Source organism: Thalassotalea sp. Y01, assembly GCF_012932945.1.
GTDB lineage: Bacteria > Pseudomonadota > Gammaproteobacteria > Enterobacterales > Alteromonadaceae > Thalassotalea_A.
The window spans coordinates 62331-85635 of sequence record NZ_JABBXG010000007.1 but is presented as its reverse complement, the minus strand read 5'-3'; the positions used below and the strand labels follow the sequence as shown (position 1 = coordinate 85635).

At 41.8% G+C, this 23305-nt stretch carries 20 protein-coding genes; 11 read left to right on the top strand and 9 right to left on the bottom strand.

Annotated features, from left to right (window positions below):
• Nucleotides 1–21: 21 nt before the first annotated feature.
• The 3 genes from HII16_RS11400 (at nt 22) to HII16_RS11390 (ending at nt 2393) form a co-directional block, all read left to right on the top strand.
• Nucleotides 22–861: a hypothetical protein gene (locus HII16_RS11400; protein ID WP_169130260.1), complete on the top strand. Its 840-nt coding sequence runs from the start codon at nt 22–24 to the stop codon at nt 859–861.
• A 75-nt stretch (nt 862–936) separates the two neighbouring features.
• Nucleotides 937–1221 (top strand): hypothetical protein, encoded by a 285-nt coding sequence (locus tag HII16_RS11395; protein WP_169130258.1) that lies wholly within the window; start codon nt 937–939, stop codon nt 1219–1221.
• A gap of 374 nt (nt 1222–1595) precedes the next feature.
• Entirely contained in the window at nt 1596–2393 is a 798-nt protein-coding gene (locus tag HII16_RS11390; protein ID WP_169130256.1) for an outer membrane beta-barrel protein, read from the top strand.
• 20 nt (nt 2394–2413) lie between these two features.
• Here HII16_RS11390 and hpt read toward each other — a convergent pair whose 3' ends face one another.
• Complete coding sequence (hpt, locus tag HII16_RS11385) at nt 2414–2941, bottom strand: hypoxanthine phosphoribosyltransferase (protein WP_169130254.1); 528 nt, start codon at nt 2939–2941, stop codon at nt 2414–2416.
• Between the two features lie 146 nt (nt 2942–3087).
• Here hpt and HII16_RS11380 point away from each other — a divergent pair, with 146 nt between their 5' ends.
• The 5 genes from HII16_RS11380 to HII16_RS11360 all read left to right on the top strand — a co-directional run bounded on the left by HII16_RS11380 (nt 3088) and on the right by HII16_RS11360 (nt 7644).
• Complete coding sequence (locus HII16_RS11380; protein ID WP_169130252.1) at nt 3088–4485, top strand: sodium/proline symporter; 1398 nt, start codon at nt 3088–3090, stop codon at nt 4483–4485.
• A 136-nt stretch (nt 4486–4621) separates the two neighbouring features.
• Nucleotides 4622–5389, top strand: coding sequence for a peptidylprolyl isomerase (locus HII16_RS11375; protein ID WP_169130250.1), 768 nt, complete (start codon nt 4622–4624; stop codon nt 5387–5389).
• Nucleotides 5390–5487: 98 nt separating this feature from the next.
• Nucleotides 5488–5793: a hypothetical protein gene (locus tag HII16_RS11370; RefSeq protein ID WP_248289608.1), complete on the top strand. Its 306-nt coding sequence runs from the start codon at nt 5488–5490 to the stop codon at nt 5791–5793.
• 214 nt (nt 5794–6007) lie between these two features.
• Nucleotides 6008–6217 carry a hypothetical protein gene (locus HII16_RS11365; protein WP_135438754.1) on the top strand — a complete coding sequence of 70 codons (210 nt, stop codon included), beginning with the start codon at nt 6008–6010 and terminating at the stop codon, nt 6215–6217.
• A gap of 137 nt (nt 6218–6354) precedes the next feature.
• Nucleotides 6355–7644 carry a YdgA family protein gene (locus HII16_RS11360; protein ID WP_169130246.1) on the top strand — a complete coding sequence of 430 codons (1290 nt, stop codon included), beginning with the start codon at nt 6355–6357 and terminating at the stop codon, nt 7642–7644.
• A 163-nt stretch (nt 7645–7807) separates the two neighbouring features.
• On the opposite strand, the gene HII16_RS11355 is transcribed toward HII16_RS11360, so the two are convergent.
• Genes HII16_RS11355 through hppD form a run of 3 tightly spaced genes read right to left on the bottom strand, consistent with a single transcriptional unit; the run spans nt 7808 to nt 10455 of the window.
• The gene (locus HII16_RS11355) at nt 7808–8815 is read right to left on the bottom strand and encodes a fumarylacetoacetate hydrolase family protein (RefSeq protein ID WP_169130244.1); all 1008 of its coding nucleotides are present in this window, start codon (nt 8813–8815) and stop codon (nt 7808–7810) included.
• Nucleotides 8815–9360: a VOC family protein gene (locus tag HII16_RS11350; RefSeq protein ID WP_169130242.1), complete on the bottom strand. Its 546-nt coding sequence runs from the start codon at nt 9358–9360 to the stop codon at nt 8815–8817. Before HII16_RS11350 ends, HII16_RS11355 begins: the two co-directional genes overlap by 1 nt.
• A 9-nt stretch (nt 9361–9369) precedes the next feature.
• Nucleotides 9370–10455 (bottom strand): 4-hydroxyphenylpyruvate dioxygenase, encoded by a 1086-nt coding sequence (gene hppD, locus HII16_RS11345; RefSeq protein ID WP_169130240.1) that lies wholly within the window; start codon nt 10453–10455, stop codon nt 9370–9372.
• A 133-nt stretch (nt 10456–10588) separates the two neighbouring features.
• Between hppD and HII16_RS11340 the strand changes: the two genes are divergently transcribed.
• Both HII16_RS11340 and HII16_RS11335 read left to right on the top strand, forming a co-directional pair.
• Nucleotides 10589–11038 carry a MarR family winged helix-turn-helix transcriptional regulator gene (locus HII16_RS11340; RefSeq protein ID WP_169130238.1) on the top strand — a complete coding sequence of 150 codons (450 nt, stop codon included), beginning with the start codon at nt 10589–10591 and terminating at the stop codon, nt 11036–11038.
• A gap of 284 nt (nt 11039–11322) precedes the next feature.
• Entirely contained in the window at nt 11323–11979 is a 657-nt protein-coding gene (locus HII16_RS11335) for a hypothetical protein (RefSeq protein WP_169130236.1), read from the top strand.
• 95 nt (nt 11980–12074) lie between these two features.
• Here the strand turns inward: HII16_RS11335 and HII16_RS11330 are convergent, their stop codons facing one another.
• The 5 genes from HII16_RS11330 to HII16_RS11310 form a co-directional block, all read right to left on the bottom strand.
• Complete coding sequence (locus HII16_RS11330) at nt 12075–14654, bottom strand: DUF748 domain-containing protein (protein ID WP_169130234.1); 2580 nt, start codon at nt 14652–14654, stop codon at nt 12075–12077.
• Between the two features lie 74 nt (nt 14655–14728).
• Complete coding sequence (gene moeB, locus HII16_RS11325; RefSeq protein WP_169130232.1) at nt 14729–15472, bottom strand: molybdopterin-synthase adenylyltransferase MoeB; 744 nt, start codon at nt 15470–15472, stop codon at nt 14729–14731.
• 36 nt (nt 15473–15508) lie between these two features.
• Nucleotides 15509–17074, bottom strand: a complete 1566-nt coding sequence (gene thiD, locus HII16_RS11320; RefSeq protein WP_169130230.1) for a bifunctional hydroxymethylpyrimidine kinase/phosphomethylpyrimidine kinase — start codon at nt 17072–17074, stop codon at nt 15509–15511.
• Nucleotides 17075–17249: 175 nt separating this feature from the next.
• The gene (locus HII16_RS17145) at nt 17250–18947 is read right to left on the bottom strand and encodes a mechanosensitive ion channel domain-containing protein (RefSeq protein WP_169130228.1); all 1698 of its coding nucleotides are present in this window, start codon (nt 18945–18947) and stop codon (nt 17250–17252) included.
• Nucleotides 18948–19147: 200 nt separating this feature from the next.
• A complete protein-coding gene (locus tag HII16_RS11310) occupies nt 19148–21409 on the bottom strand; it encodes a cellulase family glycosylhydrolase (protein ID WP_169130226.1) in 2262 nt (753 codons plus the stop codon).
• A 590-nt stretch (nt 21410–21999) separates the two neighbouring features.
• Between HII16_RS11310 and HII16_RS11305 the strand changes: the two genes are divergently transcribed.
• A complete protein-coding gene (locus tag HII16_RS11305; RefSeq protein WP_169130224.1) occupies nt 22000–23217 on the top strand; it encodes a helix-turn-helix domain-containing protein in 1218 nt (405 codons plus the stop codon).
• Nucleotides 23218–23305 lie beyond the last annotated feature (88 nt).

The window sequence follows — 23305 nt, the reverse complement described above, 5'->3', positions numbered from 1 at the left end:
TTTTTACAAAGGACGTTAAGCATGCCTCACACGGACAAACCCCCTCTGAGCTATTCACATTTTCTGGCCACCCTAGCCTGCTGCACAATGGTCGCCTGTGGCGGTAGCAACCCAAACAAAAATTCACAAGAACTGAGTCTATCATCTAAAATCACGCTTGAGGCTGAGTTTCTATTTACGCAAACCGAATCGGATGCAGCAACAGAGCAGAAAACGGTAACGTCATTACAAATCAACTTGTTTATGGAAGATGAAACCAATAGTCGAATTCGCGTAGGCCCGGCCGATGAATTCTACTTGACCCTAAATGGTTCAGATTATAATTTGCGGGAATATTACGTCGAAAATAGCAGCATAAAGTTTGGTTCATCACCCGGTTTCTACCGACTTGAGATAGCTGACATAGACAATGTTTCATCGGCAAAAATCAGTTTTATCTATAAAGGTGCTGAACGCAGTGCTGAATATCAGCTGCCTACTCAATTAGATGTATACAACCACGCCACAGATATCGTTGAGTTTAACCCCTTTGTCAATGATATTTCTTATCAATGGTCGCAAGGAAAGCCTAATGAGATCAGCGCTGGCCGCCACATATCCTACGAAAATGGCGAAACCTGCTCGGCTGATTTTGCAGAGACTCTTGCTGACCACTATGTGAGTTATACCATAGAGCCACGGTTCTTAAGTAGTGATTGTCGTAATCCATATCCTAGCGAAACCAGAACCATCATAACCATAGCGAATGTAGCTCAAAAAGAGCAACTTAAAGCGGTCGAAGAAAACTTTTCAGATCTTGAATTCACATATCAAAGCCTGTATACCTGGCATATAGAGACAACCCATGTAGCTAGCGAGTAGCTATTAAAAGTGCTTTTGGCTATCCCGTCATTAGCACATATACTAAAGGTAAAGGCCCTTCATCAACCAAATATTATGAATCAAGGTTTATTGCGCTATATGTCGCTGATCAGTCTAATCGTACTTTGCAGTGCTTGCGTTTCTATACAGGAAAAATACGAGGCGAATGTCACGCCTGAATTAGACAATCATCTCGACGAAGATAACTACCATCCAGATCGAGAAAACGATGACTTTGTCTTTGCCTTGGGTAATTGTAAGGGTTTGGAAAATTCAGCCTATTGCGACAAGCTAAAGCAACAAAAAGAAGACAATAAAAAACAATTAAAGCAGAGCTTAGATAAGCACACCAAACAATAATTAATCTCACTTATTGGAAAAAATAAACGCAAGCATTCACTTGCGTTTTTTATTAAGGAAACCGGCTCAGCAAATCAATCCCCAGAGAAATTTGCCGATGGTGGTAGGCACGCCTACTCCCTTGCCGTGTACATGTGAAGTTTAAATGATTTAACCGACTCTCCTTAAAGTGTCGTTAGCAATTGGTTAATACTCAGTGTTAAATCAGTTTCTAATGTAAAGAGCTGGTAAGAAAAAGATGTCAAAAATCGTTAAATTAATTCTGACGGCTACAAAACCGCTGCAAAAATAATTCTTATGCCATTGAAAAATAAGTTATTTACTTAATATAATCCGTATTAAAATCGGATTCTAATAACGATAAAAAGGAATGTATGAGCATTAAGCACGCAATTCTAGCGACTTGTTTAGCACTATTTGTCAATCAAGCGCAAGCCGCACAAGACTCCCCGTATCATCATCAAATTGAAATTGGCAACGTTACCAGTACCGATGACATCTCCGATGGATTTTTCTTTGCCAGATATACCTACTACTTAGATGAAGTTGAACAAAACGGTCCTTATCGCTTGAATGGTTTCCTCGCGCAGTCGAGTGAGCTTACGGTGGAAAACTTCGATGGCGACAGTAACGGCATTTCCGGTCGTTGGGTAGTCGATAATCAATGGTACATCGGCGGCGGCGTATTTTTACCAAACGACGACAGGATTGGTGATATCTATAACATCCGTGGTGGCTATTTTATCAATGCTTACACTGAAGCTTATGGCAGCTATTCCTATCGAGAAAGCGATAACGATTTTAACGATAGCGAGCAAGATGATATCAGCATTGGTATAAAAACCCTGTTACCCATCGCCAATAGTGCAGGCATTTACTTATCGGCCAGTTATGAATATAGCGAATTAAACGTGTCGTATAGCGATAACGATCGCGGCGACTTTTCGTTTGACGATGATTGGTGGCGATTTAATGCCGAATGGTTTTTAAATAAGCGCTGGAGTATTGGCGCATTTTACACCTTGAGGGACGATGATGATTTTTACGGTGTTAAAACCGATTACACATGGCGTATCACCGACTCATTCTCCTTGTATACCGGCGTCGTAAACTATATCGAACCAGATGCTGACGATCTGCAATTGAACCTTTCATTGGAATGGCGTTTATAACAGGGGATAAAAAACCTTCTCTATAAAGGCACCACTTTACCTATGTAAGGTAGGTGCCGATATTTTTGCGCATAATCAATGCCAACGCCAACGACAAATTCGTCGGGAATATCAAAGCCCACCCATTTAACCTCAACAGCCACTTCTCGGCGCGATGGTTTATCAAGCAAGGTACAAATGTTTATCGATTTAGGGTCACGTAAATTGAGAATTTGTACCACCTTGCTTAAGGTATTACCGGTATCGATAATATCTTCAATAAGCAGCACATCTTTACCAGCGATATCGCCATCGAGATCTTTTAAGATATGTACATCACGAGAGCTTTCCATGCTATTGCCATAACTGGACGCTGTCATAAAATCGACTTCATGATTAACGCTAATTTTGCGGGCTAAGTCGGCCATAAACACAAACGATCCACGCAATAGACCAACCATAACCAAATGCTCACTGCCCTGGTAATGCTCACTGATTTCTTTGCCTAAACGGCTAACTCGATCAGCAACGTCTTGTTCAGATATCATGATATCGACTCTGTGCTTCATAAATTATCTCTATTTCGCGACATATTAACCAATAACTATAGCCAAGATAACAAGATTTGCTGTGTCACTTAGACTTGCCTATAGTCAGTGCATTTAAACAATATAGTTGTTATTCTGCTCCTATAAATAACAATAATAATAACCACATGGATTACACCTCTACTGTCCTTGCGACCCTCATCATATATAAGCTTGTGCTGATAGGCATTGGCTTCTGGGCCAACAAAAAAACCGATAGCACTGAAGACTATTTTATTGGCGGACGTGGTCTCGGTCCATGGGTAGCCGCGGTAAGCTCAGCCGCCAGTGCCTCCTCAGCTTGGACATTGCTCGGCATGAGTGGCGCGGCTTACGCAATGGGCTTGTCGGCTATTTGGATCGTTCCGGCGGTTGTCTGTGGTTATATGTTTAATTGGATGTGGTTAGCACCGCGCTTGCAAAAGAAAGCACAACAACAACGCTCAGTGACGCTAACCGAATTATTGGCCAGTGATGGCAAAAGCATGCAAAAGCCGATTATGTGGCTGTGCTCGTTATGTATCGTATTTGCCTTTACCTTTTATATCGCTGCGCAATTTCAGGCCGCAGGCAATACCTTTGCCTCTACTTTTGACGTATCGATGCAAAACAGCGTGTTTTTGGGTACGGCAATCATTGTCATATATACCTTGCTGGGAGGGTTTTGGGCGGTATCTGTTACCGATACCCTGCAAGGTCTGCTGATGGCGGCAGCAGGCTTGGTGTTGCCAATTGCCGGTTTAATTGCCGTCGGAGGTCCCAGTGATTTATGGCTGCAAATGCAAAGCGCATTTAACGACGTTCAACTGAGCTGGACAGGGCAACATCAAGGTCTGATTGGTCTGGCGTTCATCTTTGGCTTATTGGCTATTGGTTTAGGTAATCCAGGTCAACCGCATGTGGTTAATCGTATGATGGCAATCCGTGATGAAAAATCGGTTCAACAAGCAAAAATGATCGCCATCGCGTGGTCGGCTATTGTTATCACCGGCATGTTAATTGTCGGTTGGTGTGCAAAAGTATTGCTAGAGCCGTTAGCCAATAATGAACAAGCCCTGTTAGACGTCACTAATTTGCTGTTTCCACCGGTTGTCGCCGGCATTATTATTGCCGCTATTTTGTCGGCGGTGATGTCGACAGCTGACAGCCAGTTACTGGTTTCGGCGTCCGCAGTATCCTACGACATGGGCAACAACAAGACACAGAAAAACAGCTTACTTATCTCCCGTATTACTGTGGTTGTGATGTCGCTTATCTCGATGTTTATTGCGCTTTATGCCCCAGAAGATATCTTTTCTCGAGTTCTGTTTGCTTGGAATGCACTGGGCGCCGCTTTTGGTCCATTGTTAATTGTTAAAGTTATGAGTAAATCCGTTGATGGCAAATACGCCTTTATGGCTATCGCCAGCGGTTTCTTTATTGCCGTCGGCTTAAGTTTTTTACCGTCGGCACCAGGCGATTATATCGAGCGCATCACACCGTTTGTCGTGGCATTCATCTTTGCTTGGCTCGGGAGAAATCGCTAAATCATCGGTTTTATCACCGCTATTGGCGGCTAATCTGTTAAAAGCGTAACCAGTTTGTAACCAAACCTTGATTTGTTGCAACAATTCGTTAAGCTTGCGCGACTATACCAATAACTCAAAATCATAAGCACTAATAATGAAAAATTTAATCGCATTTTTAGGTAAGGCAGCATTATGCTCGGCCCTATTAACCTCGGCAGCTCAAGCTACAACAGTTCTATTTAAAACTTCAATGGGTGACTTTGAAGTTGAACTATTGGACGAACATACACCGAAAACCGTAGAAAACTTCTTAGCGTACGTGGAAAACGGCAGCTATAATAACGTGCTATTTCACCGCAGCATAAAAGGTTTTATCGCCCAAAGTGGTGGCTTCAGCTACGATTTTGACGAACACGAAGTCAGTGAAATCACATCACTGCCGACAGTTATTAACGAACCAGTGTTTTCAAATGTTCGCGGCACCATCGCGATGGCAAAAGTTGGTGGTGAACCTAACAGTGCAACCAGTGAATGGTTTTTTAACGTTGGCGCCAACGCAAGTAACCTAGATTTCCAAAACGGTGGTTTCACAGTATTCGGTGTCGTAACAGAACCTGGTATGGAAATTATCGATGCCATCAATGATTTACCAATTTATAACCTAGGCTCTTCTGCATTTAGCGAAACACCAATTCAGCATGAACCTGCTGAAGGTGAAGAGTTGACAGGTGACCACTTGGTTGTTGTCGAATCAATAACAGTTATCAATTCTGAACCAAACACGATTGATGAATTGCCATTGCCTAGCCGAAATACCGGTGAAAAAGACGATGGTGATGACGACTCTTCATCTGGTGGCGGTAGTTCAAGCTGGTTATTGGCTTTAGCTGGTTTAGCATTAACAGCACGTCGGAATAAGTAATCTCAACATAGATGAAACTCAGGGTATTTATTTTTAAGGCGCCTGTAAGGGCGCTTAAAATAAAGCGAAGGCGCAGTGTTTATCGTTTCAAACGACAAATGCTTACCCTGAAGCTTGCTCTTGCTCAAGAAAAGCAAGAAACACGCGAAATGCTCACGATTTACGGTAAATATACCCGCAAAAAAGCCAGCAAAGAAGAAATGCATTTGGCCAATCAACAGTTTCTTGACCTGATTAAGGGTTTAGGTATTGGTGTCGTTGCTGTATTACCGTTCGCACCGATAACCATCCCTGTGATGATCAAAGTCAGCCGTATGGTTGGCGTAGAAATCCTACCAAGCTCGTTTGGTGAACAAAAAAAAATCACTAACTCATCTGAAAAAGCTAATTCATCAAAACGCTAATAACTAAAATCTGGCATGTAATTGGCTTTCATTTTTAATCACCTGCTAAATTGTCTTTTATTATCTACCTAACTTGGTTGTTTTATTACCGCAGAGGGTATTAATATGGCTATAGCGATGGTAAATAGTCTCCATCGCTTGAGGTGGCTTTTACAATCACCGATGTGTTTAATTACCCCAATGATGAGGTATTCCATTATAAAGAGGTATCTGAATGAAGCTAATAATGCGCACTGAATTCGACGACTTACGTTTAAATGAAAACCACGCCTACGATGTCGACTCAAATGGCGATAAGCAAATCGTAAAAATATACTGTGATGAAAAACTGATCGCCAAAAAAGTAACGCAAAAGAAATCCATTCGCTATTTTGGCGTTAAAGAATACCAAGACTACCTTAGTGAAGAGTACATCTGCGAATAAGCTAGGATGCGTTAGTCGAATCCCAAGCCACTGAAAACAGGAAACAAAGTCGTTTATCAGTGACGAAAAGTAACTGAATTAATGTAAACACCGTGATAAGGTGTTAGCTTAAAATCATTTATTATAAGGATGGATTCATGAAATTGCGCTACCCTGTCGTTGCCGTAGCAGCAGGTTTATTGGTTGCCCCATATTTTACAGGCAAAATAGTCGAACAAGAATTCAATAGCATTTATGAGCAAATGTCTGCCTCAATGCCATACCAAATTAAGGTTGATAATTATCAACGAGGCTGGTTTTCTTCGACTGCTGATGTATCGGTCACCATAGAGCAAGATATACCGGATATGGTGCAACCGTTAACCATGACATTTGTTGCCAAACACGATATCCAACATGGTCCAATTTTAACACAATCCAGCATCGCTTTAGGTCTGGCTGATATTGTAAACAGCTTTGATTTTGAGCATAACATGCCAGAAAATGCCGACATCATTCATGATTTTAGCAAAGACAAAATCCATTACTCGACCCAGATAAGCTTTACCGGTGGCATGAATTCGGTGATGGAATCCGAGCAAATTAACGTCACCACGCCAGACGCAACCATTGCCATTTTACCATTGCAACTGCAAGCTGACCTTAGCCGTGATGGCGCCTTGGTCTTTGATGGTAACTGGCTTGGTATGACGGTCACCGCTGCAGATGTTGAAGTATTACGCCTTGGTAAAATGGATCTGGTCGGTGATCAGCAAGTGGTTCGCGGCGATATTTTTGCCAATACCGCGGTTATGGTCGGTGATACCAAAGTAAATTTAGCCAAGATGAATTTTATTGATGAGGTGACCGGCCAAAGCGTCAACATTTCTGATATCGAGATTATATCCAACAGCCAAGACAAAGAAGGCATGATGTATGCCGACGCAAAAATGACGGCGAAAAGTATCGATGCTATGGGGGTTAAGTTCAGCGACTTTAATTACACCGCCAGCATCAATAAAGTCGATTTGGACGTTTATGCTGAATTGCAAAAGCTGCTAGTTAGTGGCAGCTCAACAGAAGATCCTGCGCTATTTGCGATGGAAGTTCAGGCATTGATTCCAAAATTCTTCGAGTCATCGCCGGAAATAAAAATCAATAATCTTGGCGTCAAAACCGAGCAAGGTGATATCGCTAGCAAAATGGATATTACCATCGATGAAAGTAAAGTAGACGCCAGCAACCCGATGTCATTGATTATGGCTCTCGATGCCAAAGCCGATGGCAGTGCACCTATCGAGTTTTTTGAACAACTTGGTATGGGTGAAAACATCGAGGCGTTGATTATGCAAAACATGTTGGTGCAAGACCAAGAGAAAGTGAAGTTTGATTTCAGCTTTAATAATGGTCAGGCCCTAATCAATGGAATGCCAATGCCGCTTGGCTAAGCTGATTTTTGCTTAAACCAAATAAAGAAAACCGCAGCCTAATCAATTTAGACTGCGGTTTTTTAATGGGACGCTTTATTTTTTTTATTTTATGTTTTTTCTGTATTAGCGCTGATGTCTGTTGTTACACGTCAGACAGTTAACTTCCCCAAATTTTTAGCAATTAAGCTTTTACAATATTCTGATTGATTTGACCAAAGATAGACTGGCCATCGTTGTTAAACATTTCAATTTGAATGTTATCACCAAAGCTCATAAATGGTGTCGTTGGTGCACCGTTCTCAATAGTTTCGATCATGCGGATTTCAGCGATACAGCTATAACCAACACCACCTTGAGCCACTGGCTTACCCGGGCCACCTTCCATCTTGTTAGAGACAGTACCTGAACCAATCACGGTACCCGCTTCTAATGGGCGGGTACGAGCCGCATGGGCAATCAATTGACCAAAATGGAACGTCATGTCAATGCCCGCATTCGGGTTACCAAATAATTCGTTGTTGTACTTCGAACACAATGGCAGGTGTAATACACCACCTTGCCATGCATCACCCAGCATATCCGGTGTTACACATACCGGGCTGAATGCACTCGATGGCTTAGACTGGAAGAAACCAAAACCTTTGGCAAGTTCACCTGGAATCAAACCACGAAGTGATACGTCATTAACGATCATGATAAGTTTGATGTGCTGTAGTGCATCGTCCGCACTAACACCCATAGGAACATCGTTGGTGATAACCGCAATTTCGGCTTCAAAGTCGATACCAAAACCTTCGTCTTTTGGCATAACGATGTTTTCACGTGGTGCTAAGAAGCTGTCAGAACCACCTTGATACATTAGTGGGTCGGTCCAGAAGCTTGCCGGCATTTCCGCATTACGAGCGCGACGTACCAGCTCAACGTGGTTTACATAGGCACTACCGTCAGCCCATTGATAAGCACGAGGAAGCGGAGATTCACAGTCGCTTTGCTCAAAGGCTTGACCTTCAACATCACCATTTTCAAGCTGTATGAATAAGGCTTGAAGTTTAGCTTCAACATCCGCCCAGTTATCGATAGCAAATTGCATCGTAGGTGCAATCGCTTCAGCTGAAACCATTTTTGTAAGTGCGGTATTTACCACGACTAGGGCGCCATCGCGACCCGCTTTAAGACTTGCTAATTTCATTATTTTTCACCTGGAAAATCTTCGCCACTGTGCAACCATGCTGCATGCTGAGGTGCGCGCTTAGTTTCAGCCCACTCATCTAGCATCTCTACAGATACACGTTTTAACTCTGCTAACATACCCGGCTTCGCCGTTTGTGCGGCAAGCTCAATACGATGACCGTTTGGATCAAAAAAGTATATCGATTCAAAAATAGTATGGTTTACTGGTCCTAGTACATCCAAACCAGCTTGTTCAAGCTTGGCTTTTTGCTCTAGCAACTCATCCATAGATTCTACTTCAAAGGCAATATGCTGAACCCATTCAGGCGTATTCTGGTCACGGTCCATTTTTGGCGAATTTGGTAATTCAAAAAACGCTAAGACATTGCCCATGCCAGCATCCAAAAATACGTGCATATATGGATCTGGTGCTTTGGTTGAAGGAACTTCATTCTCAGCAATCGCCAATTGAAAATCCATACCCAGTAAATCGCGGTAGAATGCTACCGTTTCTTTGGCATCGTTACAACGATAAGCTACATGATGAATACGCTTGATAGCCATAAATACCTCTTAAGCAGTTTCTTTGTCGCCGATTACGCCACGCTCTAACTGATCACGTTCGATAGATTCAAATAGCGCTTTAAAGTTACCTTCACCGAAACCATCGTCTTCTTTACGTTGAATGAATTCGAAGAATACTGGGCCTAATACCGTATCAGAGAAGATTTGTAGTAATAGACGAGGCTTTTCACCTTCCGTTGTACCATCAAGCAAAATACCACGAGTTTGTAATTCTTCTACTGGCTCGCCATGACCTGGTAAACGCTCTTCAAGCATTGCGTAGTAAGTCGAGGGTGGCGCTGTCATAAACTTAATACCTTGCGCTTTTAGACGATCCCAACAGGCAATGATATCATCACAAGCAAATGCAATATGCTGGATACCTTCACCGTTGTACTTCATTAGAAACTCTTCTATTTGACCACCGCCACCGGCAGCTTCTTCATTAAGAGGGATACGAATTTTACCATCTGGTGCTGTCATCGCTTTTGATAAAAGACCTGTGTACTCACCTTTGATATCGAAGTAACGAATTTCACGGAAGTTAAATAAGTCTTCGTAGTAGCTCGCCCAGTAGTCCATGCGGCCACGGTATACGTTATGAGTTAAGTGATCTAAGGTGTGAAAACCACAACCTTCAGGATGACGGTCAACACCTTCAATCCAGTCAAAGTCGATGTCATAAATGGTATTCGTACCTTCATAACGGTCAACTAAATATAACGTTGCCCCGCCAATACCTTTGATTGCTGGTAAACGTAATTCCATAGGACCTGTTTCAACATGAACAGGCTGAGCACCTTTTTTCAAACAATTTTCGTAAGCAAATGCGGCATTTTTAACGCGGAACGCTAAACCACATGCTGACGGGCCATGTTCTTGAGCGTAATAGTCGGCGTGACTTTTCTTTTCGTAGTTAGCGATAAAGTTAATATCGCCTTGACGCCATAACTGTACGTCTTTTGATTTATGATTAGCTACGTGAGTAAAACCCATGCTGTGAAATACTGGTTCTAAAATACCTTTTTTTGGTGCAGTGAATTCTACAAATTCAAAACCATCTAAGCCCATTGGGTTTTCAAATAAATCAGCCATGCTAACTCTCCATCTCTTGTTTAGAATATCGTCTGCGCTCTGGTAAGTGCGACAATATCGTATTATTCTATTATTAGTTTCAATTGAAACTATTTTAATCGTTAACAGAGCTTTGCTCAAACCGAGTTACAATATGTTTGATTCTGACAATGGCACCATATCTTTACAGGATTTTCTGCCCTATCGATTAGCGACCTTAGCAAATCGAATTTCCCAGTCTTTGGCCAATAAATATCAAAGCCAATTTGGCATAAGTGTTAGCGAGTGGCGAGTAATTGCAGTGCTTGGAGAAAAACGCCAAGCAAGTGCGGTGGAGATCACCCAAACAATAGCCATGGATAAAGTTGCAGTGTCCAGATCAGTAAAAAAACTCATTGAAAAACATATAGTTAAAAAAATATCCAGCGACCTTGATCACCGTTTGTTTTACTTGCAATTAACACAAAAAGGCAAACAGTTGTATGATGAATTGGTGCCGTTAGCCTACCAACATCAGCAATTGGCACTGCAAGAATTTAGTGCTGAAGAAAAAATATTATTGGCCAAGATGTTGGATAAACTGGATCACAGTAACGCCACTTAACACCATTGCATTGCTTGACCTAGCAACGCACCGTAAACTATTGAGTACACATGCTATTCTGCTTAGTTACGCATTAAACTTAAAAGTCAGTAGATTGAGTCATAACAACAGGGCAAATGGTTAGCTGCAATCTTAGCAAAAACCCGCTGTATCAGCTTTACAAATGCAATAGTTGAGCATTGATAGCGTGCGGACTTCAGTCCTCGCCATTCGCAATATTAGCTAAACCATCTAAACTATCTACAACTGACATAGAGATTTTCGCTGAAATAAGTTGGACAGGTATGTTGAGCTCATCTTCTAAGAACTCCGAACAAAGCATAATCAAGCGCGGCATATTCCACACCTTGATACAGGTTATTGTGGTGTTTATCGTCGCGATGATAATACGTGTCGATATTATGCTGTTGAGTTCGAATATTAATGAAGACTCATTGACTGAAATAACACAACAAACATTGCTGTTACTTGTGGTTTGTTGCTTTCTTTCTATCTGTTTATTTACCCAGCAACATCGACATTTTCATGTGCTGCTTGCTGGCTTTTTCGCATGCATGTTAATTCGTGAATTAGATGCTTATTTTGATCAATTAATTCGCCATGGTTTCTGGGTTTATATCGTTCTATTCGTTGCCTTGGGATCTATAACCTATGCTTGGCAAGAAAAGCGAGACAATATCACAGCGCTGACGAACTTGATAAATCATAATTGTTTTTACAGTTTTTGTACTGCGCTAGTGATCATTCTAGTTTTTTCTAGGCTATTTGGCATGGGGGATTTATGGCAAGAATTAATGGGTGATAATTACGTGCGACAGGTCAAAAATAGTTTTGAAGAGGGCATAGAATTACTTGGCTATTCATTATTATTTTACAATACCGTGGTCTATACCACAGACATCCATAATCATCAGAGACAAGTGGCCATTTCTCACAAGTAATCGATACCAATAGTTACTTTTTAATCTAGTAGCAACCGCTTTTCTGAATTCACAAAGCATTTTAATATTTTATATTAAAGTATATTTGTTGCCTGTTAATTAAAATTAAACGTCAGTCCAACCACGCCTTTTTCAACAATTTTTGTACGACACGGTATCAATCGCTCATCTGAAATTTGATATTGTTCAATCATCGCGTCAATAAACAATTCACCACGAAGTTGGCCTACTTTGCGCAACTCTCTCGCTTGTGCTTTGTCATCAGAATTACCTATCACAACAGGACAAATGGTTAGGTGCAGCTCTTCTTTACTTTGCATTAGCTCGGCTAAAGGCTGGATAAACTCTTTTTGTATCGGCCGCAATTCTGTCTGTCCTGTTTCATAGGGCAAGTCATTGACCGATACTTTAAATAGGCTGCCGGATGCGAGCATGGCGACATTGACCACACTGGCGTAGGGCACTAACGCTTGCAAAAGATAGGTTTTCGCCCCCTCTTTAATCGCTTTCGTGGTCACCAGTGAAATAAAGCCACTCAAACCAAAATTTGGATCATCAATGCGTCCTGTCAGGGGTACGTCAACATTTACATTGCCGTGTTCATCGCTAAGTTGCGAAATAACCACATTGATGGGCATTGTCGATACAGAGCCCGACTGTTTGTTGTTTTGCAATTCACTGATTTCGATGCCTTTAATACGGGTGTCGACATCACCTTTTATAACGTCGTTATTAATGGCAAATTGAAAGTCCGCATATAGCAAACCTTGCTTGATTGCATACCCCGTAGCGTCGACAACATAAGGTGTATATCGCTTCAAATCGATGGCCTTAAGTTGGCCTTTTGCTTCTAAATCACGCTCATCCGCAAATGGATACAAGGCACCGTCAATATCGATACGCGCGCGTTTACCAATGCGACCTTTAAGACTAAATTGAGCTTTTTCGCTTTTGCTTTCATCGTTGGCTCTGTCAACATTGCTTAGGCTTAATTGCTCAATGATGACATGTTGTTCAAATGTCTCGGATAATGAATGATCATACAAGGTTATCACTGGCTCACCGGTAAGGTTAATGCGATCAACATGTATCGATAAGTCATGCTCTTGCGCTGGGTTTAGTGTCGACTCTTGTTTACCTGTGTTATTTGCCTGCTGGCCGTTTTCATCCTGAACATCCCCCGCGACAGATTGCTCTTCGTCACTGGCAAAAAGGTCGACAAAATTGGCTATGGCATTGTCTTTATTCTTATAAAAAATGACATGTTTGGCATCAATATCTATACCACCAATGACCAGCTCGTCATTTGCTAAACTGAATTTGTCTAATGACAATTGGTTAAACTCAAGTAAGGGTTCTATGGTTTTGTTTTTGTTCAGCTCGATCAATGGCATCGCAATAACCTGTGAGAAAATCCCTGTTTTTAAAGTCATTTTATCCATCGCCACTGTCGGCGATTGAGAGTTTTCGGTCTGACTTATATGAATGCCAAGCAATGTTGCCGCATCAAGATGCAGTACCAAGGCTTTTGGTTCATTATTTAACGCAAGTTGATGCCAATCGAGACGTTCGCTGTCGATATTCACTGTTGTGTCGAGCTGTAATGGCTGGTTTTGCTGATCGAGGCTAATCTGGCTCTTTGTTGCTGATATCTGGATTTTACTAAATTCAATTTGCGAATCGGCATTGTCTGAACGCAGCACCCCACTAACCAAACCATTGGCGATGGCCATGTCCATTTGCTCAATATTGATTTTGGTTGCGCTCAATGCATCACTTTTCATCTCAAACAGGCTGTTACTGAGGCCAAGTTGAAATTGCTCAAAGCTTATTTCCAATTCACTGTTATCAGCGCCTGCAGCGTTTAACAAGCCATCGCTAATGCGTAAATCACTTTGTCCGCTATCAATGCTTAAACCTTGTTGCGAATATGACACATTGGCCATTGTATCAAAATCAATGTGGCCTTGAATTAATGGCAAATTAATTTCACTAAACTCATTGAGGTCGGTAACATTTAACTGACTATTAAGCTTTTTCAGATTTATTTTGATCTGATCATTGTCACTGTTAAGGGTGCCAGCCATAGATAAGCTATTCTGCATATAGTTTAGTGCCGCGTTTAGTTTGGCTTTATAGCCTTGCTCACCATATGACACATCATTGGCGGCAAAATCATTGATAGTAACGGGCTCTTTATCCTCGGCAAACAATAGCTCACCTGAGGCACTGACATCATCAATAATCAATAAAGGTAATGATGATTGTTCAATATCGTCATCAGTGTCTTGGTCATTGGCCAGCTGCTCCAGTAACTCAAGAAATGTCGAGTTATCAAAATAGAACGAACGAATATGTAAATGATCAAAGTGAAGCTCTTTATCGGTCAACGCATGTGAATTTAGATCAACACTCAATTGCTCAACGCTAAGCATGGTTTGACTTTTATAATCGAGCTGTAATTCTTCAATTGTCACTGACAAATCAAATGGTGATATACGAGCCGATTTATAGTCAATCGATGCATTCATATCGGCTAATTGGCGATTGGCGAAATGTTTGATGAGAGGGTCACTAGCGAGCCATAAAACCAAACATAGCCCAGTAAATACTGCGAATTTAACTAATAACTTACTCGAGCGATTCATCACTTTCTCATCTGACAACGATAACATTTAGTATGTATTGAATTTGGCATTAAAATCCACAGTTTCTTATCACAACTCGACGTCAATATATTACCCAGTGCTTATCCACACACAGGGCAATTATCTCTTTTGGGTAAGCTAAACTGTTGAAACTGCATGGTAAAGGCATCAAATAACAATAATCGACCAATATTGTCTTGTTTGCCGAGTAACAAACGTAATGTTTCAATCGCTTGCATGCTGCCCATGACTCCTAACAGCGGCCCCATGACGCCCATATTAGCGCAGTTAAGTTGTTGTTCATCGAGATCAGGGTGCAAACAATGGTAGCAAGGCGATTTAGCAAGACTAAAATCAAAACTGGTGAGTTGTCCCGAGCCTCGAATTGCCGCCGCACTGACTAATTTAACCTTAGCTTTAACACTACAAGCGTTGATGTATTGTCGAGTTTTAGCGCTATCGGTACAATCCAAAACGACATCAACGCCAGCTAAAATGGTCGTCAAATCAATATCAAAAATTGATTCCTTTAAAGAATCGATTTGGCAATGTGGATTAAGACTTTCTAGTTGTTGTTGCGCGACCTCTACCTTAGCCTCACCCAAATCAAAATCACTGTACAGTATCTGTCGTTGCAGATTGGTGATCTCTATATCATCATGGTCAACCAAGGTTAAATGACCAATACCAGCGGTTGCCAGATATTGACTGGCTGGGCAGCCCAAGCCCCCCATACCAACAATGAGCACGTGCGCGTTTTTAAAGGCAAGCTGACCAGCTTCACCTATCTCATCCACCATGATATGGCGGTTATAACGCATATACTCTTTATCAGTTAAGCTCATTTTGGACTCACTTGTTATCTACTCTATCTGTCCAGGCTAAATATGACGACCTAGTATCCGCTGCAATTGTTCTATAACGTGCTCAGGCTGTTCTGCTTCGCTAAGTGTTGCAGGAACTGCGATAGCATCAATGCCTGCTTCGACAATATTCGCTGTGCTTTTTGTACTGATGCCCGCTTGCGCCTGTAACATGGCTAGCAAGGTTATTTGCTGCGCATCATCATTGAGTGTAACCAATTCGCGTAATCTTTTCAGCTCTACTTCGATATTAGTTATATCGTTGATTTCTTTATTAAACATATCAATTATTAGCAAATAAGATGGCTGGTATTGCTGTGCTTGCAGAAGGTCATAATGGCCCTTACCGCTTATCCCTAAACATAAGCCGGCGGCTTGTATGGCATCGAGGTCAACGTCATCTAAATCGCTTATCCGAATGTGCACACCATAGGCGTGATGCTGTATTGCCAGCTGCCAGTGATCATCTATAAACATATTAGCCTGATATTGTTGCGCCAGCGCTAAAGCCGCAATCAGCGCATCTTCTCGTTCTTGCTCGTCGGCATTATTGGCTTGATAGCAAATGGTCTTTATACCCATTTTTAGCAAGCGCTCACACCATTCTAAGCAGTCAACATGAGGATACAATGCAAGTTGTTTACTGGTTAACGTGTTAAATCCAGTGGCGTAATGTGCGTCATTGTCGGCAAATTCATGATGCCAATCCAACTCATCAGCAAGCTCTGAGCCTGATACCAATACATGAGGGAAATCCGAGGCTTTATTTGGCCATGTGCCCTGCCATATCGGGCCGCCATTACCGTGCTGTTTGTTAACGTGGCATTGCGCTTTTAAGCCTTGATTGACGTAGGCTTTTGCTATGGAAAAGGCATCTCGCAACAAGTAGTCTTGTGCTAACAATGTGGCAATGGCACTAGCAAAGGTACAACCAACACCATGACTGTATGACGTTTCGATGCGATCGCTTGCCAACCAATAATGATGTTCCCCGTCGGTACAATAATCGACAGCTTTCTCAAGATCGATATCAATATGCCCGCCTTTAATGATCACCGCACCTACGCCCAGATCAAGCAAACTGTTGGCGGCAGTGCGCATGCAATCCCAACTGAATACATATACGCCAGTTAGTTTTTGCAACTCTTGGTTGTTGGGCGTAACCACATCTACTAACGGCAACAACCACTTTTTAATAGCCGGTACAATGTCATCTTCGGTTAAGTCATCGCCGCTGACAGAGATTGCGATCGGATCGTAAACCACTCGAGGTGCGCTATCCCATGTCTGCTTAAACTGGTTGATTTGGTTAGCGACTAGTTCAACTTGTTGTGGATTGGCAAGCATACCTATTTTAATAACCTGAGCAGTTTTATCAGCAGCCAAGGCAGCAAACTGAGCCAATAAAATAGCATCGCTAACCGGATTTATACTCGCAACAGCTTGTGAATTTTGCGCCGTAACAGCAGTAATGATGGTGCAAGCCTCACTGCCGAGGTTATGCATGGTTTTTAGATCAGCTTGAATTCCAGCACCACCGGTAGGATCGCTACCAGAAACACTCCAAACAATGGATGGGTTCATATTGATTTCTCATACTACATTTTTGAATTTTTATTAGCGTCAGTGATTAGCATTTATTGTTACCAACGACTGCATTGTAGCGGCTAACTTGCCTGTAAAACCAGTTTCTAAACCGCTTTCAAAAATCTATTTAGCCGCAACGGTCATTTAGGTTTTGCTTAAGAGCTACTAATTATTAACTACCTTTACCGATACCAATATTATCAAAGCGTTGTTTCACCGCTTCAGATATAGACCACTTTGCTTCATCGATATCATCCGAACTCACCCAAAAACGGGCGATATACTTAACTTCAGACTCACCAAGCTCATACACTCGGGCATGCTTATCGCGGTCTTGTTCAACCACCTTATTTTGATTCAATTCATCGTCAATGGCACTAAGTATCGCTTTTGAATCCGATGCAAATGGCGCGGTAAAAAACAAGTCCATACGCACATGCGGTTGTGAGGTGATGTTTTGAATTATATCTTTCCAAATGGTGTTATTAGGCACCGTTAAATGATGGTTCGCAGAGGTAAAAATGGTCGTTGTCACTAAGGTCATTTCTTTGACCCGTCCCTCAAGACCGGCAACGCGAATTTTATCGCCAATATCATAAGGACGATAAATAAGTATCATCAACCCCGAGGCGAAATTAGCCAAGGTTTCTTGCAGAGCAAAACCGATTACAAACCCCATGATACCTAAACCAGCTAATAACGGCCCTATTTGCACACCTAGTTGCGCCAGCGCATAAATAATACCGAGCAATATAATTAACCGCCCAGAACTGACAATTAAAAAGCTACGCGCCAATTCAGACATACTCGGGCGACTGCGATGCAAACTGATACTGACAATACGGCGTACCAATTTCGACAGCAAATAAGCGACAACAAAAATACCAATTAAGGTAATCGCGCTACCAATTAAACTTGGCGCTTGTCGACGCATCCATTTTTTGAAATCAAGCCACCATTCGGTCACCAAATGTGAAAACACCTGACCATCCAACACTTCTTTACTTAAACTGTCACGGGCCTGAATTACGGTTTTCTTGTACAAGGCGGTCGATAGGCCCAACTCGTTTAGCAACGTCACCATATGCTGCAAACGATTAGCGTATTCCTGTATTTCTAAATTGACTAATGCCGACTGAGAAATAAGTGCTTTACCGGTATCAGACTCAGTGCGCACTACCGCTTTTTTCTTTTCGAGTTGCAATAATTTGTCTTCATTTAAACCAATAAAACCCGATAAGGTATCTGCTTGTTTACGAACTCGTTGTTCCGCTAAGGCCAGCGATTTATCGGCGTTTAGTCCCAACGATTCGGCGCTTAGAGAAAGGTACACCAAAGCATGAAACACATCCTCTTGATAACGGCGAATGAGATTAAGTTTCCATAGCATTTGCGCAATGCGATCTTTGGCTGGGGCTTCATTGAGACTGAATATATTTTTGCGCGCATCGGCAATGCTTTGCTCTAAATCATCGATGGCTTTATCGCTAAGCGCCAAATCGTCGTATATTTCCTGCAATGCTTTCTCAACTAGATTTATCGCTTTTGCATAATGTTTTTTAACAAACGCTTGCTCCTCTATCGCCGTGATATCTTCGATGTATTGTTGCAATAGATTGCGATAACGCGTCAAGGTATTCAGACGTTGCTTACCCAGTGCGCGTTTTTGAAAACCAAAGGCATCTTTTTGTTCCGATTCGATTTGTTCAATCAACTCACGATAATCGGCTATTTCTGACAGAGTTTGTTTAAGTTGTTTCGCGGCGCTTTTAGCGTCCTCAGCATCCGCTGGCAACGACTCTAGAGCGAATGCAAAAACAGGTAAGCAAACAAATATGAAAACAATAAAACGACGAGTATTGCCAAGCACGAAAACACTCCATTTAATGAACTGGATTTTTAAATTTAAGTTACTGCTCTACTAAAAATAGCAAATTCTGCTTGTTCTGCTGCGAGGAGGGATATTTTGTTACGGCGAATGCATGCTTTTAACTGCTTGCCTAGCTTAAAATAAAAAGGCTGTGCAATGAACCCATTACACAGCCTTCGCAGGTTAGCTAATAATGCCCATTAAAAGCTAAGTGAATCCGATGTTTCAGTATTGCTTGCCGCATTGTATGGCAAACCACCGGTAATATCGGTTACCGTGAAGGTAAACGTACCACTTGGGTTGCGCACTGTGCTTGAGCTAAAGCTTACTTGACCAGACGAATTGGTTATCGCCGACGCTGAAGAGTTAGATAAACCACTCCAATCACCAGATACGGTGATACCTTCGAGAGGCGTGCCTTGATCATCAACCACGGTTACTGTTGCATACGCTGTCACTCGACCACCATTACCGCTGCTCGATGTCATGGTAATGTTGTTCACTGATGACTCTGTACCTTCAGTTGGCGGTGTTACCGTACCAGGTTGTAAATCAAAGCTAATCAAGTTAAAGCCGCCGGCACTAACCATCCTAAATTCTTGCACACCAGCATTTAGACTGACAGTTACTTGCATGTCTTGATAGCTATTCCAAGCACCTGTGTTAGGTGTGATCACAGGACCGGTAACGTCTACACCGTCCATTTCAATATGGAATTGACCATCATTTTGTGCTGATGCCACGCTCATGGTTAGTACATAATCGCCTGCGGCTTGCACATCAATGGTGTAATTCAACCATTCACCTGGATCGATCCAGCCAACATTGGTGAAACCATTTGACGCTTCAATATCAACACCTACGTCCCAACGGTATGCACCACCCCAGTTTTCATCATCAATATCATGATACGCAACACCTTCACCACCATGGTCAAAGTCAGAAGCATAAATCACATTGCCAGGGGCAGAACTATTGAATGGGTGTGCTTGCGATGGGTCGGTTGGTACTGGCATTGGCGCGCCATAAAATGGTCCCGCCGCTGGTGGTAGAGGAGCTTCACAACCGGCAGGTGCAGATGCCGTTGCTGAGGTGACAAAACCTAATTCAGCAATACCGTCATAGGAAGCATCATCGGCATTTGCCGATAACTTACCCGCATCTTTACCACGTGTTACTTTACCAATTAAGTGACCATCTCCGCCCCATGGGCGTAATGTCATGGCATCGACATCTTGCTCAGGACACAGTTGTAGCCATTCCCACATTTCGTTAACGCCAATCGTCGCAGCGGTCACAGTCAATGGATTGCCATCGCCGGTCGCACTCAAATAGTTACCAGCATCGGTTTGCAAAGCAACGCGACCATTACCAGCATCAACAATGGTGAACGAGTCATTCGCACCAGCACCATATGCAGCGGCATTAGCTTGCAAGTTAGTACCATCATGAGTAATAAATTGACCATCAATATGACTGTAAATACCAAGTTTTGTGCCCATTGCCGGGATGGCTGGGTCACCGGCAGTAGGCCAATTAGCAAGTGGTGAGTCAGGTTTCCAAACCGTACCAGCGTTATCAATTTTACTCTTGATGTTATCCAGATCTAAATCTTGTGCATTTAGGTATTGGAATTGCGCCCAACCCATGTGGTGCGATTCAAATGCGGCGTTATAGCCGTTTTCAGTGTCACCAGGCCAAAATTCGGTACACAATAACCCTGGGTAATCGGTACCAGCATCTTGAATAGGATTAATGGTCGACTCGATACCAGGTAAATCCCAGTAGCCATGCCATGCAAATGCGGCATTTTCCCAGATGTTAGCATCACCAGTGCCCGCTTTTATGTAATCAGCACCGTACATTGCCGAAGATGCACCATTAAACGACATGAAGCTACCAAGGAAGATCATGGTATCTGGTGCCAAAGAACGAATGTGGTTGTACATTTCGACTTGCTTGTCCCAATCAGCATCGGACCAAGCATGGTTTTGCCCGGCAACAGGTTCGTTATGTGCTTCAAACAAAACATGAGTTTCATTGGCGTATTTGGCGCCATATAAGCTCCAAAAGTCTAATGTCTTTTGCATTGAATGAATCGCGCCATTCTCACCATTGTTGGCAATGGTAATCATCAGGTAAAGATTAGCAGCAGCGGTACGAGCGACGAGAATATCAGCCAACTCTTCATTTATACCTACAGGGTCTGGGTTCTGCGCAGCATCACCTTCAAGGTAAACATGCAACAAGTTATAACCGTATTCGGTTGCTAATTTATTTAACGATTCTTGCGACGGCAGAATAGGTTCGATTGACCCGTATGGATCACCACCATCTAATGACACACTAACACCACGCAAAGTGGTGTTTTGATCGGATAGGATGACATTATAACCAAGTGATGTATCAATATGGACACGATCACGGGCGGCAAAGGCGTCGCCACTAATCATAGCTGCCATAGTCAGCGCTGCTGCGATAGTTAACCTTTTATTTGTTGTTTTTATAGATGAGCTTTTGTTCATTTTTTATAAACCCCATTATTATTTTTAGTTATTTATCAGTCATCTACCGCTTTTAAATTCCTTACTAAATAAATCCTTGTTGTTGCAGTCGATAGATGACAACCAAGAGACATTTTTCCCTTGATAACTATTTAATTAACCGTATTGATAAGAAACTGTCGTCCGCCTGCATTACTCAAACAGCAAATCAACCAACTTTCTAAGTTCGAATAAAGCTAATCAATACAAACTATTGGCGAATCATTGAAGCGAAGTAAGGATTTCAAGGCATGTAGATAAGGTGTAAAAGAGGTGTTCAAAATAAGCATTAGCAAGTCGATTAAAATAAAAAAAATCCACTAACGAAATAACCTTGCTAAAAAAGCATAATCGTAGATTTTCAACTAAATACAGCGACGTTTTATGACCAATTTAGCAAAGTATTGAAAGCGCTATCATTTACATTGGATAAAATGCATTGCAACAAAGATTTAGCATGATATGCTCAACGTTAATAATTATAAAATCTGCCTTGAAAAAGGGAAAAGATGAATCCGTTTGAGTTCCAGACTGTATTGTTCAATTTTCATGACGTAATCCTGATCATGACCGCGATCCAATGTTTGTTTTTTGGTGCGTTGTTGTATGTTACAAATACCAGTCGTTTAAAAAGTACGTGGTTTCTTATTGCCTTTTTGCTTGCTCATGCGTTGATCCCGATTAATGAATTAATGATGTGGGGAGCTGAATTTAAGTTTCAGGTACGATCCCAATGGCCACATTTATATTTTATTCCACAATTGGCGTATTTTTTGGATGGCGCATTGTTATATTTGTGCATCAAATCATTAATTTATAAAGATTTTACCCTTAAGAAAAAAGACCTTATCCACCTTGTTCCATTGCTTATTTACGTAGTGTTTATGTCGAGTACGTATTTCTCATACAGTGAAAACGTACGTATGCAAATGTTGCTAACCGAATCGTTTGTATACAGTGGCGGCTTTGTTAGTGTCGACCTGTTCAGTAAAGTCGTTCGAGTTTTCTATGTTATCTCTTGCTTTGTCTTGATTAGTAAATACAGCAGTCGTTTACAGGACACCCAATCAAATATCGAAAGCGGCCATATCCATTGGCTAACGAGCCTAGTCATTGGTTTTATGGCGGTGATGCTTGCCGAAGCCGTGTTATCGGCGGTTAAGGTGCTTAGTTTCTTTTTTACTCTAGGTGACGGTGTATATTTTTATATAGGCCTTACCGGCAATTACGCGTCATTTATTTTAGTAAACTTATTAGTGTTTTTAGCTGTTCGCCACTTTATAACCTTCAAAAAAGTGAGCAATAAAGAGCCAACCAATAAACCGGTAGAGGACCCTTTCTTTAACCCAGAAAAAGCCAATGAAATAGAAAAGGCAATGTTAGCGAGCAAGGCTTATATGGAACCAGATATTACGCTAGATAAATTGGCGGAAACTCTTAATATCATCCCTCGTGATTTATCGATGCTGATAAATCGTCATTACGGTATTAACTTCTATGAATTTATCAATAAATACCGCATAGAAGAAGCCAAAAAAATGCTGATCTCGCCGCTCCATAAAGATACCACTATTACCGATATTTATTTGGATGTGGGCTTTAATAGTAAGTCAGTGTTTTATACCTTCTTTAAAAAATTTGAAGGCATGACACCATCGAAATATCGACAATCGGTAAAGGCAACTGACAAAATAACGGACAAGCTCATACCTGAAAGCAGCGGTTAAGCCGCTGCTTTGCGCTGCAGATTTGTAGCAATAGCAGTGTTCACAAAGTAGACAAATAGCACTATAGTAAATATAAAAGCTTCGTCCA

Bases quoted from the DNA above. Each gene is read 5' to 3' on its own strand.
- hpt (WP_169130254.1), bottom strand. From the start codon at position 2,941: ATGAAGCACAGAGTCGATATCATGATATCTGAACAAGACGTTGCTGAT.
- HII16_RS11400 (WP_169130260.1), top strand. From the start codon at position 22: ATGCCTCACACGGACAAACCCCCTCTGAGCTATTCACATTTTCTGGCC.
- HII16_RS11340 (WP_169130238.1), top strand. From the start codon at position 10,589: ATGTTTGATTCTGACAATGGCACCATATCTTTACAGGATTTTCTGCCC.
- HII16_RS11335 (WP_169130236.1), top strand. From the start codon at position 11,323: ATGTTGAGCTCATCTTCTAAGAACTCCGAACAAAGCATAATCAAGCGC.
- HII16_RS11305 (WP_169130224.1), top strand. From the start codon at position 22,000: ATGAATCCGTTTGAGTTCCAGACTGTATTGTTCAATTTTCATGACGTA.
- HII16_RS11350 (WP_169130242.1), bottom strand. From the start codon at position 9,360: ATGGCTATCAAGCGTATTCATCATGTAGCTTATCGTTGTAACGATGCC.
- hppD (WP_169130240.1), bottom strand. From the start codon at position 10,455: ATGGCTGATTTATTTGAAAACCCAATGGGCTTAGATGGTTTTGAATTT.
- HII16_RS11310 (WP_169130226.1), bottom strand. From the start codon at position 21,409: ATGGCAGCTATGATTAGTGGCGACGCCTTTGCCGCCCGTGATCGTGTC.
- HII16_RS11395 (WP_169130258.1), top strand. From the start codon at position 937: ATGAATCAAGGTTTATTGCGCTATATGTCGCTGATCAGTCTAATCGTA.
- thiD (WP_169130230.1), bottom strand. From the start codon at position 17,074: ATGAACCCATCCATTGTTTGGAGTGTTTCTGGTAGCGATCCTACCGGT.
- HII16_RS11380 (WP_169130252.1), top strand. From the start codon at position 3,088: ATGGATTACACCTCTACTGTCCTTGCGACCCTCATCATATATAAGCTT.
- HII16_RS11355 (WP_169130244.1), bottom strand. From the start codon at position 8,815: ATGAAATTAGCAAGTCTTAAAGCGGGTCGCGATGGCGCCCTAGTCGTG.
- HII16_RS11375 (WP_169130250.1), top strand. From the start codon at position 4,622: ATGAAAAATTTAATCGCATTTTTAGGTAAGGCAGCATTATGCTCGGCC.
- HII16_RS11365 (WP_135438754.1), top strand. From the start codon at position 6,008: ATGAAGCTAATAATGCGCACTGAATTCGACGACTTACGTTTAAATGAA.
- HII16_RS11360 (WP_169130246.1), top strand. From the start codon at position 6,355: ATGAAATTGCGCTACCCTGTCGTTGCCGTAGCAGCAGGTTTATTGGTT.
- moeB (WP_169130232.1), bottom strand. From the start codon at position 15,472: ATGAGCTTAACTGATAAAGAGTATATGCGTTATAACCGCCATATCATG.
- HII16_RS11390 (WP_169130256.1), top strand. From the start codon at position 1,596: ATGAGCATTAAGCACGCAATTCTAGCGACTTGTTTAGCACTATTTGTC.
- HII16_RS11370 (WP_248289608.1), top strand. From the start codon at position 5,488: ATGCTTACCCTGAAGCTTGCTCTTGCTCAAGAAAAGCAAGAAACACGC.
- HII16_RS11330 (WP_169130234.1), bottom strand. From the start codon at position 14,654: ATGTTATCGTTGTCAGATGAGAAAGTGATGAATCGCTCGAGTAAGTTA.